At 73.2% G+C, this 12,645-nt stretch carries 7 protein-coding genes; 3 read left to right on the forward strand and 4 right to left on the reverse strand.

Annotation, left to right across the window (positions count from 1 at the left end; all coding sequences use genetic code 11):
- Positions 1-1,173, forward strand: coding sequence for a flavodoxin-dependent (E)-4-hydroxy-3-methylbut-2-enyl-diphosphate synthase (gene ispG / locus ACH4T9_RS05050; RefSeq protein WP_396669849.1), 1,173 nt, complete (start codon positions 1-3; stop codon positions 1,171-1,173).
- 223 nt (positions 1,174-1,396) lie between these two features.
- Here the strand turns inward: ispG and ACH4T9_RS05055 are convergent, their stop codons facing one another.
- Positions 1,397-1,999, reverse strand: coding sequence for a PadR family transcriptional regulator (locus ACH4T9_RS05055; protein WP_396669850.1), 603 nt, complete (start codon positions 1,997-1,999; stop codon positions 1,397-1,399).
- A gap of 185 nt (positions 2,000-2,184) precedes the next feature.
- Between ACH4T9_RS05055 and ACH4T9_RS05060 the strand changes: the two genes are divergently transcribed.
- Together ACH4T9_RS05060 and ACH4T9_RS05065 are read left to right on the forward strand one after the other, a co-directional pair.
- Positions 2,185-3,024 (forward strand): GNAT family N-acetyltransferase, encoded by an 840-nt coding sequence (locus ACH4T9_RS05060; RefSeq protein WP_396669851.1) that lies wholly within the window; start codon positions 2,185-2,187, stop codon positions 3,022-3,024.
- Positions 3,025-3,217: 193 nt separating this feature from the next.
- Positions 3,218-6,745 carry an ATP-binding cassette domain-containing protein gene (locus ACH4T9_RS05065; RefSeq protein ID WP_396669852.1) on the forward strand — a complete coding sequence of 1,176 codons (3,528 nt, stop codon included), beginning with the start codon at positions 3,218-3,220 and terminating at the stop codon, positions 6,743-6,745.
- Positions 6,746-6,831: 86 nt separating this feature from the next.
- Here ACH4T9_RS05065 and ACH4T9_RS05070 read toward each other — a convergent pair whose 3' ends face one another.
- The 3 genes from ACH4T9_RS05070 to ACH4T9_RS05080 form a co-directional block, all read right to left on the reverse strand.
- The gene (locus tag ACH4T9_RS05070) at positions 6,832-7,899 is read right to left on the reverse strand and encodes an NADH:flavin oxidoreductase/NADH oxidase (RefSeq protein ID WP_396669853.1); all 1,068 of its coding nucleotides are present in this window, start codon (positions 7,897-7,899) and stop codon (positions 6,832-6,834) included.
- A gap of 113 nt (positions 7,900-8,012) precedes the next feature.
- A complete protein-coding gene (locus tag ACH4T9_RS05075) occupies positions 8,013-9,302 on the reverse strand; it encodes a dicarboxylate/amino acid:cation symporter (protein ID WP_396669910.1) in 1,290 nt (429 codons plus the stop codon).
- A gap of 284 nt (positions 9,303-9,586) precedes the next feature.
- On the reverse strand, positions 9,587-12,645 hold a 3,059-nt coding region (locus ACH4T9_RS05080; RefSeq protein WP_396669854.1), incomplete at its 5' end, for a LamG-like jellyroll fold domain-containing protein.

A 12,645-nucleotide genomic window follows, 5' to 3' on the forward strand; every position in this document is an offset into this window, starting at 1 on the left:
GTGACCGCAGTCAGTCTCGGTATGCCCTCCGCGCCGCCCCCCGCGCTCGCCCCCCGGCGGCTCAGCCGCCAGATCATGGTCGGCTCCGTGCCGGTCGGTGGGGGTGCGCCCGTGTCGGTGCAGTCGATGACCACCACCCTCACCTCCGACGTCAACGCCACCCTCCAGCAGATCGCCGAGCTGACCGCGTCCGGGTGCCAGATCGTCCGGGTGGCCGTGCCGAGCCAGGACGACGTCGAGGCGCTGCCGGCGATCGCCCGCAAGTCGCAGATCCCGGTCATCGCCGACATCCACTTCCAGCCCAAGTACGTCTTCGCCGCGATCGACGCCGGCTGCGCCGCCGTGCGGGTGAACCCGGGCAACATCCGGCAGTTCGACGACAAGGTGAAGGAGATCGCCAAGGCGGCCGGCGACGCCGGGGTGCCGATCCGGATCGGGGTCAACGCCGGCTCGCTGGACAAGCGGCTGCTCGCCAAGTACGGCAAGGCCACCGCCGAGGCGCTGGTCGAGTCGGCGCTGTGGGAGTGCTCGTTGTTCGAGGAGCACGGCTTCCGGGACATCAAGATCTCGGTGAAGCACAACGACCCGGTGGTGATGATCCGGGCGTACCGGCAGCTCGCCGAGAAGTGCGACTATCCGCTGCACCTCGGCGTGACCGAGGCCGGGCCGGCGTTCCAGGGAACCATCAAGTCGGCGGTCGCCTTCGGCGCGCTGCTGGCCGAGGGGATCGGCGACACGATCCGGGTCTCGCTGTCGGCCCCGCCGGTGGAGGAGATCAAGGTCGGCAACCAGATCCTGGAGTCGCTGGGGCTGCGCGAGCGGGGCCTGGAGATCGTCTCCTGCCCGTCCTGCGGCCGGGCGCAGGTCGACGTCTACAAGCTGGCCGAGGAGGTCACGGCCGGTCTCGAAGGGCTGCCGGTGCCGCTGCGGGTGGCCGTGATGGGCTGCGTCGTCAACGGCCCGGGCGAGGCCCGCGAGGCCGACCTCGGCGTCGCCTCCGGCAACGGCAAGGGGCAGATCTTCGTCAAGGGCAAGGTCGTCAAGACCGTCCCGGAGGCGCAGATCGTGGAGACCCTGATCTTCGAGGCGCTCCGAATCGCCGACGAGATGGGCGCGGAACTCCCCGAAGACCTCCGGGGCCTGGTCCCAGGCCCCACGGTCACGGTCCACTGACCCACCCACCCGGGCACGTCGCGCCCCGGGTGGACACGCCCCTGCCCGGGCGGCAAATTCAAGGAAAGAGTGGCCATTCCGCAGGGAATGGCCACTCTTTCCTTGAATTTGCGCGGAAGGCGGGCGCGGAAGGCGGGCGCGGAAGGCGGGCGCGGAAGGCGGGCGTGGGAGGGGGCGTGGGGTGGAGGTGGGCGTGGGAGGGGGAGCAGGCGGGGTGGGTGGGTCAGTCGGATTCGGCGAGGATGGCGTAGAGCTTGCGGCGGGTTTCGGCGAGTACCTGGGCGGCCCGTTCCCGCTGGTCGTCGGTGCCGGTCGTCATCACCTGGCGTAGCGCGTGCATCGCCTGGTTGCCGGCGTCGCGGATGTCGTGCCAGCTGTTGACCGTGTCCTCGGCGAACTCGCCCCACGGCGGGGCCTGCGCCGCTTCGTCGGCCTCGGCGCGGCCCGCCTCGGTGACCGTGAACCGCTTCCGGCCGCCGCCGGCCTCCTCGGTCGCGACGGTGACGACGCCCTCGTCCTCCAGGAGTTGGAGCGTCGGGTAGATCGACCCGGGGCTGGGCCGCCAGGCCCCGCCGGTGCGGGAGTCGATCTCCTGGATCATCTCGTACCCGTGCATCGGCCGCTCGGTGAGCAGGGCCAGCACGGCGGCCCGCACGTTGGGCCGGCGTCCCCGGCCGCGCCCCCGGTGACCGCCCCGGCCGCCGCCGTGCCCGTGCGGGCCGGGTGGGAACGGCGGCCCGGGGGGACCGGGCGGGAACGGCGGGAAGCCGAAGCCGCGCCTCCGGGCCTCGTGCTCGGGTACGTGCATCCGTTGGTGGAAACCCATCAGGGCTCTCCCTTCCGTGTTCTGTCGCTGATGCATCAACGATATATCGGCAACGTGTCGGCGACAAGGCAACGTGCTGTCGCACGTGCGTCGGGGCCGCTCCGGCCCGATGTCCTGCGTGCCCGTCCCGGTGGGCTCGGCACTCGGCCGGCGAGGCGGCGGGGTGATCTGGCAGGCTGGTAACCGTGCTGACGGTGCCGGTACGGCAATTGGGGGAATCGGAGCGCCGCGCGGTCGAGCGGCTGCTCGACCTCGACCCGTTCGCGGGAGCGCAGGTCGCCGAGCGAATCGCCGCGCGAGGGCTGGCCTGGTGGCGGGCCGAGGGGCGGATCCTCGGGTACGGCGCACGCCGTAGCCTGGAGTCGATCTGCTGGCTCGGCGGCAACCTCACACCGGTGCTCGCCTCGGAGCCCGCCGTCGCCGCCTACGCCGAACTGCTCGCCGCCGAGGAACGCCTCTGCTCCTCCATCGTCGGCCGGGCGGACGCGGTGCTCGGGCTGTGGGACCGGCTCTGCGGGCACTGGGGGCCGGCCCGGGACGTCCGACCCAACCAGCCGCTGCTGGCCGCCGACGCGCTGCCGTCGGTGGTCGTCGACCCCGAGGTGCGACTGGTACGCGCCAACGAGATCGACCAGCTCTTCCCGGCGGCCGTGGCCATGTACACCGAGGAGGTGGGCGTCTCGCCGTTGGCCGAGGACGGCGGGCACGGCTACCGGCGGCGGGTCACCGACCTGGTCCGGGCCGGTCGGGCGTACGCCCGGTTCGTCGACGGCCAGGTGGTGTTCAAGGCCGAGCTGGCGGTGGTGACCCGGCGTACCGCGCAGGTCCAGGGGGTCTGGGTGTCGCCGCAGTGGCGCGGCCGGGGGCTCGCCACTGCGGCGATGGCGGCGGTGACCAGGGACGCGCTGCTGCGGGTCGCCCCGACGGTCAGCCTGTACGTCAACGACTTCAACCTGCCCGCCCGCCGCGTCTACGAGCGGTGCGGCTTCCGCCCGGTCGGCACCCTCGCCACCGTGCTGTTCTGAGTGTGCGGGGAAGCTCCCCTTGCTGACACCCGCGCCTGACCGGGCTACCTCCGGCGGCCCCCGGCCCTCCGATGGTCCTCCGGCGTCCCGGGCATGGCCCCGGCGGCGTACCCCGATGGGGTAAATGCGTTGAACGGCCCGGCCGGATCAACCAGGGTGAAGGTGCCGCCGCCCGGAGTCCGGAGGGACCGACATGCGCCTTTTCCGTGACCTGTGGGCCACCTCGGCTCGCCGGATGACGATCGTCGCCGTGCTGATCGTCCTCGGCGCCGCCGGCCAGGCCGTCGCGGCGGCGCTCGCCGGCCCGGTGCTGGTGCACCGCTCGGGGGTGCTGTTCGCCGTTCTCGCGGTGGCGCTCTGCGCCGCGGTCGTCACCGACCTCGCCATCGGGCTGGTGATGGCCGGGCTGACCGCGGACTGGTCCGCCGACGTCCGGCGGCGGCTGTGCCGGGTGGCGTTCGGGCAGGATCTGCCCACCCTGGAGGGAACCCCGGTCGGGGAACTGCTGGACCGGATCGACGGGGACGTCTACCAGGTGGCCTCCGAGGTGCGCGGGCACGGCGTACGGATCGCCCAGATGTCCGCCACGGGCCTGCTCTCCACCGTCGTCGCGCTGGTGGTCTGGTGGCCGGCCGGGGTGAGCATGCTCACGCTGACGGCGTTGCTCGTGGTCGTGCTGCGCCGGCCGACCCGGCGGATCGCCCCGGCCCGGATGGCCGAGGAGGAGGCATGGACGGACCTCGCCGCCGTGATGGAGGAGGCCGTCCACGGCCAGGACGACGTGCGCACCAGCCTGGCCCGGCCGTACGTGCTGCGGCTCTACGCCCGGCGGGCGGCCGAGGTGCTGGCCCGGGGGCGGCTGGTGTGGCGGATGTCGGCGGAGGTCACCGCCGTCGGCGCCGGGATCATCCGGGTCGGCATCGTCGGGGTGGTCCTCGGCGGGGCCTGGGCGCTGGCCTCCGGCCGGATCGACGCGGCCCGACTGACCGCCGTCTGGCTGCTGGTGCTCGCCTTCGGCGCGACCGTCGAGCACATCAGCCGGATGGTGCCCGAGTTGCAGTACGCGCTCGGCGCCTGGGGGCGGGTGCAGCTTCTCCAGGACTCCCGGCAGGAACCGACCGGCGGCCGGGAGCCCGTCGAGGGCGACCTGGTCGTGCGGAACCTCACCTTCCGCTACCCGGAGGGCGGAACGGAGGGCGACCGCGCGCCGGCGCTGCGCGACGTCTCGCTGAACTTCGTCCGGGGCCGGTCGTACGCCCTGGTCGGGCGGACCGGGTCCGGTAAGTCCACCCTGGCCAAGGTGCTCACCCGGGCGGTGGACCTGCCGCGCGGCACCGTGCTGCTCGGCGGGGCGGACCTGCTCGACCTGGACGTCGAGCGGCTGCGTCGGTGGGTGGCCGTGGTGCCGCAGCGCACCGAGATCCTGGCCGGCACGCTCGCCGAGAACGTCGCCCTGTTCGACCCGGCCCTGCTCGACGACGCCGCCCGGGCGCTGCGCGAGCTGGGCCTGGCCGGTTGGGTCGCCGAGCTGCCCGACGGCCTGGACACCCGGCTCGGTGAGGGCGGGCACGTGCTGTCCGCCGGGCAGGAGCAGCTCGTCGCGTTCGCCCGGATCCTGGTCCGCGACCCGCACGTGGTGATCCTCGACGAGGCCACCGCCCGGCTGGACCCGGTCACCGAGACGCTGGTGCAGCGGGCCACCGAGCGGCTGCTCACCGACCGGATCGGCATCGTCATCGCCCACCGGCTCTCCTCGGTCCGCGGCTGCGACGAGGTGGTGGTGCTGGCCGACGGGGCGGTGGTCGAGGCCGGCCCGCTGCGCTCCTCGGAGCGGTTCGCCGAGCTGTTGGCCGTCAGCCACGCTTCCGCGTACGCCGAGGCGGGAGCGGCCGGGCGGAGCGGCGGCACGGCGCTGCTGACCGATCCGCCGCCGGCCCCGGCCCCGGGTGCCGGTCCCGCCGGGGCGAGCACGCCGGGTGCCGGTCCCGGCGTGCCGGTCGGCGTGGCCCGGACGAAGGTCGAGCCGCCCCCGCTGCCGCCGACGCCGCCCGCCCGGACGATGCGGGAGATCCTGCGCCTGACCACCAACGACCCCCGGTACGGCCTGACCGCGATCGCGCTGTTCGGGTTCGGGGGGCTGCTCGGTCTGGACGGTTCGGTGCTGCCCTGGCTGTGGGCCGACCTGGTGGACGGCTCCGGCGGGCCGTGGTGGCCGGCGGTCGGGATCGTGACCGCGCTGCTGGTGACCACGCCGGTGCCCTACTTCACCAGCTTCTGGTTTCCCAACTGGTGGGTGCGCCAGATGCTGCGGATCAGCCTGCGGCTGGTGCACGGGCAGACCGGCCCGCGCCGGATCAGCGGACACACCCCGGCCGAGGTGGTCGCCCAGGGCGGTGACACCGAACGGGTGGTGATCCTCGCCGACAACCTGCTCGACCAGGCCATCGCCCTGCTCATCGTGGTCGCCATGACGCTGGTCTCCGGCAGCCTGGTGCCGGCCGCGTTCTTCGCCGGGACGGTGGTCGTCTCCGGGCTGGCGGCGACGCTGTTCGGGCCGCGCCTGGAACGGTCCGCCCGGGCCACCGTCGCGGCCCGGGCGGCGTTCGCCACCTCGCTGGTGTCGTCCCTGTCGGCCGCCCGCACGGTGAAGCTCGCCGGCGCCACCCGTCCGGTGCTGGGCCACCTCGCCGACCTCGACGCCACCCGCAGCGAGCGGCAGCGCCGGGAGATCTCCGTGCAGGTCTGGTCCCGTTCCACGCCGGCCCTGGTCAGCGGCCTGCTGCCGATCGGCGCCTGGGCGCTCTACCTCAGCGGCGGGCTGTCCGCCGGGGCCACCCTGGTCGCGGTGTCCACCCTCGGCGCGGCCCGCTGGTTCGCGTGGACCACGGCGTCCCTGGTCTCGCAGCTCCCGTCGGCCCGGGTGTGGACGCGCCGGACGGTGACGATGGCCGGGGTGGGGGCGTACTCGGCGCCGGTGGACGGGGTGGACCTGGCCGCCGGAACCGCGTCCGCGCCCGAGCCCCCGCCCCGGCACCCGCTGCGCCGGCTGGACCTGGTCGGCTTCGGCGCGCTGCACACCGACGGGACGCTCGCCGTCCGGGACGTCGACCTGACCGTCGAACGCGGCCAGCTCGTGCTCGTCGTCGGGCCGGTCGGCTCCGGCAAGTCCTCGTTGCTGCGCGCCCTGGCCGGGATCGTGCACCACACCGGCGCGCTGCGCTGGAACTCCGAGCCGGTCACCTCACCGGAGCTGTTCCTGCGCCCCCAGCAGGTCGGCTACGTGGGCCAGCTCCCCCGGGTGCTCTCCGGCACGGTCTGCGACAACGTCGCGCTCGGCCATGACGTGGACGCGGCCGGCGCGGTGTCGACCGCCCAGCTCGACCACGACCTGGCCGCCGCCGGGGGCGGACTCGGGCTGCTCATCGGGCACAAGGGGACCCGGCTCTCCGGCGGGCAGCTGCAGCGGCTGGCGCTGGCCCGGGCGCTGGCCCCGCGTACCGAGCTGCTGGTCGCAGACGACGTGTCGTCGGCGCTGGACGTCACCACGGAGCTGGAGCTGTGGGCGGCGCTGCGGAAGAACGGGGTGACGGTGGTCGGCTCGACGTCGAAGCGGGCGGCGCTGGTCCGGGCCGACCAGGTGGTGGTGCTGATCGGCGGGACGGTGGCGGCCCGGGGCCCGTGGCGGGACCTGGAGGACGACTGGGGTCACCTGGCGGGCTGACCGGCCCTTCCCCGCGCGCCCCGCCCCCGCCGGACCTTGGACAGTTGCCGTTGCGTGCGAACGGCAACTGTCCAAGGTTCCCGATGTCAGAGGGCGCGGGCGTACTGGGCCGGCCAGGACGGTGCGGCACCGAGCTTGGCCGCCGCCCGGCGGGGCCAGTACGGGTCGCGCAGCAGCTCCCGGCCGAGCAGGACCAGGTCCGCCTCCCCTCCGGCGACGATCTGCTCGGCCTGCTCGGGCTCGACGATCAGGCCGACCGCGCCGGTCGGCACCCCGGCCTCCCGGCGGATCCGCGCGGCCAGCGGCACCTGGTAGCCGGGGCCGACCGGGATGGCGGCCCGAGCGGAGGCGCCGCCGGAGGAGGCATCCACCAGGTCGACGCCGGCCGCCGCCAGCTCCCCGGCGAGCACCACGCTGTCCTCGACGGTCCAGCCGTCCTCGGTCCAGTCGGTGGCGGAGATCCGGGCCAGCACCGGCACGTTCTCGCCGACCGCCGCGCGGACCGCGCGGGCCACCGCCAGGGTCAGCCGCATCCGGCCGGCCGGGTCGCCGCCCCAGCCGTCGGCGCGGTGGTTGGTCAGGGGGGACAGGAACTCGTGCAGCAGGTAGCCGTGCGCGGCGTGGATCTCCACGGCGGCGAACCCGGCGTCCACCGCCCGTCCGGCGGCCGTGGCGAACGCCTCGACCACGCCCGCGAGCCCGGCCTCGTCGAGCGCGGTCGGCACCCGGTACTCGGGCACGAACGGCTCCGCGCCGGGGCCGACCGGGGTCCAGCCGCCCTCGGCGTCCGGCACCCCGCCGCGATGCTCCGCCCACGGCCGGTACGTCGACGCCTTGAACCCGGCGTGCGCGAGCTGGACGGCCGGCACCGCGCCCTGCGCGGCGACGAAGGCGGTGACGGGCCGCCACGCGTCGACGTGGGCGCCGGACCAGAGGCCGGTGTCCTGGGGGCTGATCCGGCCCTCGGGCACCACGGCGGTCGCCTCGGTGATCACCAGGCCGACGCCGCCGACCGCACGGGTCCCCAGGTGCACCCGGTGCCAGTCGGTGGGCAGGCCGTCCGGGCCGGCGCTGTACTGGCACATCGGGGCCAGGGCGACCCGGTTGGGCAGGGTGACGGCCCGTAGGGCCAGCGGGGTGAACAGACTGCTCATGTACGGATCCTCTCCGGCCCAGGCGCAGGCGCGGGCTTCAGGGACGCGTGATCAAGAGGTCTACGTCAGGAACGATCTCCGCAGTGACGCAAACCTCTTGATCAACATGGGTGTCAGGCGGGGACGGGGGTCGGGTCGTCGGTGCGGACGGGAGCGTCCGGTTCGGTCAGGTCCCGGCGGCCGGCCGAGTCGTACGCGGCCCGGTCGAGGGTGCCCTCGCGGGCGGCGACGATGGTCGGGACGACGGCCTGACCGGCGACGTTGGTGGCGGTGCGGATCATGTCCAGGATCGGGTCGATGGCCAGCAGCAGGCCGGCCCCGGCCAGTGGCAGGCCCAGCGTGCTCAAGGTCAGCGTGAGCATCACGATCGCGCCGGTCAGGCCGGCGGTGGCCGCCGAGCCGACCACGGAGACGAACGCGATCAGCAGGTAGTCGCCGACGCCGAGGTCCACCCCGAAGACCTGCGCCACGAAGATCGCCGCGAGGGCCGGGTAGATCGCCGCGCAGCCGTCCATCTTCGTGGTCGCGCCGAACGGCACCGCGAACGAGGCGTACTCGCGGGGGACGCCGAGGCGCTCGACGGAACGCTGGGTCACCGGCATCGTCCCGACCGAGGAGCGGGAGACGAAGGCCAGCTCGATGGCCGGCCAGGCGCCGGCGAAGAAGCGCAGCGGGTTGAGCCGGCCGGCGACGGCCAGCAGCAGCGGGTAGACCACGAACAGCACGATGGCGCAGCCGACGTACACGGCGGTGGTGAACTTCGCCAGCGGGGCCAGCAGGTCCCAGCCGTACGAGGCGACGGCGTGGCCGATCAGGCCGAGGGTGCCGATCGGGGCCAGCCGGATCACCCACCACAGCGCCTTCTGCACGATGGCCAGCAGCGACCGGTTGAGCGCCACGAACGGCTCGGCGGCCTCGCCGACCAGCAGTGCGGCGGCACCCACCACCAGGGCCAGGAAGACGATCTGGAGCACGTTGCCCTCGACGAACGCGCCGACCGGGTTGGTCGGCACGATGCCGGTGAGGAAGTCCGTCCACGAGCCGGTGGCCTTCGGCGGGGCGGCCCCGCCGACGTCCAGGGTGACGCCCCGGCCCGGGTCGGTGAGCAGCCCGAGGCCGATGCCGATGCCCACCGCGATCAGGGCGGTGACGCCGAACCAGAGCAGCGTCTTCAGCGCCAGCCGGGCGGCGTTGGCCACGCCGCGCAGGCTGACCACGCTGACCACGATGGCGGTGAAGACCAGCGGCGGCACGGCCAGCTTGAGCAGCTGGACGAAGAGGCCGCCGACGGTGTCGAGGGTGCTGGCCAGCCAGCTCAGGTCGTTGACGCGGGCGAGGAAGCCCAGCGCCACGCCGAGGACGAGACCGAGCAGGATCTGTAGGGAGAAGGGGAACTTGCGCAGGGCGGAGGCCATGAGGATGCGTCCAGGGGTCTGGGGGTCGGGCGGGCGGGCGTCAGGAGACGGGCCGCGCCGGACAGATGCCGCTGGCCTGCCGTCGGAGGTCGACGTACAGGCGCACGGTGAGGTGCCAGACGTTGGTCATCGCCCGCCGACGATACGCCGGCTGATCCTCTGCTGGAAGGACCGACCGGCGTGAGACGCCTTACAGGCGTGAGTCGTCGCCCGGCCGGGACGCGGGGCGTGGTGGCCGGCGGGGAGGGCGCACGTCCCTCCCCGCCGGCGGGCTAGCCGAGGGTCCTTGGCTGCGCGGCGAGCAGCACCTCCGTCCAGCCGGACGCGTCCACGGGGTCGGTGGTGAAGCTGGCGATGTCGGTGCCGACGCCGTCGTACGGGTTGGCGTCCAGATAGCGGTAGAGGGAGGTGTTGGAGTGCTGTCCGTAGATGACCCCGCCACCCGGCGAGGCGAGGTGGCTCATGACCTGCCAGGTGCTGGAGCGCAGCTCGTACCGGAGCCAGTCTCCCGGACCGTTGATCTTGTAGGTGAGCAGGGCGCCCGCACTGGTGGTGCCCATGATCCATCCGGGGCCGGTGGACGTCAGGGTGCTCAGGGCGAAACCGCCGTCGATCAACGTGTTGTTGATGATCGTCGCGCTGGTCGGCTTCGCACTGGTGACGTCGTACCGGCGCAGGTAACCGTCGGCGATGCCGAACAGCTTCCCGGCGCCGTCGTAGGTGAGGCGGTCGTGGGTCCAGCCCCCGCCGATCTGCGTCAGCGGCCCGATCGTCAGGGTGCGGTCGTTGGTCAGCACGTCGAGCCGGTACAGCACCCCGGCCGGGGACGTCACCAGCAGCGTGTTGCCGTTGAGGACCGCCATCGCCTTCGGCACGAAGGTCAGCGGCGATGCCGAGACCAGGGTCTTGGTCCGGTTGCCGGTGCCCGCGTCGATCTGTGAGTAGGTCAGCCGCCCGTCGGGACGCACGCCGTACAGGGTGACGTTGCCGATGAAGACCTCGTTCCAGGTCTGCACCATCGCCATCTCGCCGGAGAACCAGCCGCCGTGGGCCGTGGCCGACGTGCGGTGGCTGCCGATGCGGACGTTGCCCGTGGCGTTGAAGACGGTGCCGTGCGTGGCGTGGCCGACGTTGGTGCCGTTGACGTACAGCGTCATGGCGCCGGTGTCCTGGTTGAACGTCGCCGTCACCTGCGTCCACACGCCGGGCCGGAGGCTACCCGCGCCGGAGGTGACGGTGTCCCAGACCGGCGCCGCGACGTCGGTGCGGGGCATCGCGAAGCGCCAGGAATTGTCACTGCCATCGGCCCAGAGCCGGTATCCGGCGGTGTTGACGCCGTTCTGGGACAACACGGTCCCGCCCGCCGAGGTGGGGTTCACCCAGGCGGAGACGGTGAAGTCGGCGTTGGTGGCGAAGGCCGGGCCCGTGGTGGTCAGCGTTCCACTAGTGCCGTTGAAGACCACGTCGGGGTCGAACATGTCGCCGGTGTTCCAGGTGACCCCGGCGGTGCCGGTGGCGTGCAGCGTGCCACCGGTGTCCCGGGCCGTGCTCACGGTGCCGCCCGTGTTGTCGTTGAGCTGCCAGGTGTGGTCCGAGGTGACCAGGGTCTGGGCCGGTTGGGCGGCGATCGTCCCGGTGCCACCGGTCAGGCCGGAGACCAGCCAGGTGGTCCCCGTCGCCGCCGCGCCCGTCGCCCAGAGGTCGGGGGTGCCGTCGGCGTTGATGTCGGCGGCGCGCAGGGTGATGGCGGCTCCGGTGTTCCAGGCGGTGGAGAGGGCGTGCGGGGTGTAGGTGAGTTCGCCGGTGTCGGGGTTGACGGCGAGGCCGGTCCACAGGTGCAGGGCGCCGGTGGTGCGGTTCCAGAGGAACATGGCGGCGCCGGTGGCGAGTTGGGTGGTGGTGATGGTCCAGTTGTTCCAGTCGGTGCCGCCGGTGGGGGTGGTGGCGGTGGTGTGGAATGCGCCGAGGTAGCTGCCCGGTGCGCCGAGGTTGGGGTGGTAGGTGAGGTGGTAGCCGGTGGTGGGGTTGCCGCTGGTGCCGATGAGGTCGGGGTATGGGGAGTTGAGGTTGCGGGTGTCGCCGGCGTTGACGAGTTGGAGAGGACGGTTGTCGTCGGGGTCGAGGAGTTGGCTGGGGTCGATGGAGTACTGGTTGCCGCTGAGGTGGGCCTGGATGGTGGAGCCGTCGCCGTTGGCGCGCAGGACGCCGGCGCCGCCGGGGTTGACGCCGCCGGGGTAGTAGACGAGGACGTCCTGGAGGCCGGTGCCGGTGAAGTGGCCGGTGATGGCCTGGGCGCCGTCGAAGTCGGCGGGGGTGTTGTTGCCGGTGACGCCGTTGCCCCGCGCGCCGATGTCGGTCGCGGCGGCCAGCGCCCCGGCGCTGCGGCCGGGCAGTAGCCAGAGCCCTGACGGCATCGAGTTGCTCGCACCGACCGTGAGCAGGTCGGCCGCGCCGTCCCCGGTCAGGTCGGCGTCGGCGGCGGCGGTGGCGGCCGGGTTGGAGTTGAACGTGACGCTGGCCGACTCGCCGACGTTGCCGCCGGTGGACACGCTGGTGACGGTCAGGGTGTTGGTGAACCGGGTCGGAGTGAGGTCGACGGTCGCCGCGCCGCTGACGTCGGCTGGGACGTCGACCGGCGGGCCGGCGTTGAGCTGGTAGACGTAGCCGCTGGGCGTGGTGCCGGTGGCCGGCGGGGTGACGGTGAAGGTGGCAGCCTGGCCGATGGTGGTGTCGGCCGGCGGGGTGACCTCGGGTGGGCCGGCGCGGGTGGGGTCGAAGGTGAGCTTGCAGGTGGCCGACCAGGTGCTGGGGGTGCGGAAGTCGGTGGTCTGGACCTTCCAGGAGAAGCCGGTGACCGCGTTGGCGGCGGCGGTGCGCAGGGTCGTCACCGGGACGACGAGCACGGCGGTGCTGCCGGAGGAGTAGGTCAGCAGGTTCGGGTTGGACGTGGCCAGGGCGGTCTCGGTGGTGTCGGTGGTCTTCCAGAGTTTGAAGGTGACGCCGAGGGTGCCGCCGTTGCGGTCGGAGACCGGGGCGTAGAGGGATACCGCGCCGTCGCCGACGACCGTGGGAGTGGTGGCGGTGCAGGAGGTCTTGGGGGAGGTGGTCATCCCCGTCGGGGTGTTGGGTTTGTGGTTGTAACGGATGGTGAGGGTGGGGCTGGTTTCGAGGAACTCTTTCCAGCTCTGGGTGTCGGTGGCCTCGTTGGCGGCGATCATGCGCAGGGTGCGGGTCGGCTTCTGCGCGGTGACGTCGGTTTCGATTTGGTTGGTGATGTCGAAGGAGACGGCGGTGGCGTCGCAGCCGCTGTAGCCGTGGGCGAAGCTCTTCG

The organism is Micromonospora sp. NPDC020750 (genome assembly GCF_044334565.1).
Taxonomy (GTDB): domain Bacteria; phylum Actinomycetota; class Actinomycetes; order Mycobacteriales; family Micromonosporaceae; genus Micromonospora.

What these genes read in the sequence shown, in the direction of transcription:
- ACH4T9_RS05055 (WP_396669850.1), bottom strand. Translation starts at nt 1,999, where the DNA reads ATGGGTTTCCACCAACGGATGCACGTACCCGAGCACGAGGCCCGGAGG.
- ACH4T9_RS05065 (WP_396669852.1), top strand. Translation starts at nt 3,218, where the DNA reads ATGCGCCTTTTCCGTGACCTGTGGGCCACCTCGGCTCGCCGGATGACG.
- ACH4T9_RS05070 (WP_396669853.1), bottom strand. Translation starts at nt 7,899, where the DNA reads ATGAGCAGTCTGTTCACCCCGCTGGCCCTACGGGCCGTCACCCTGCCC.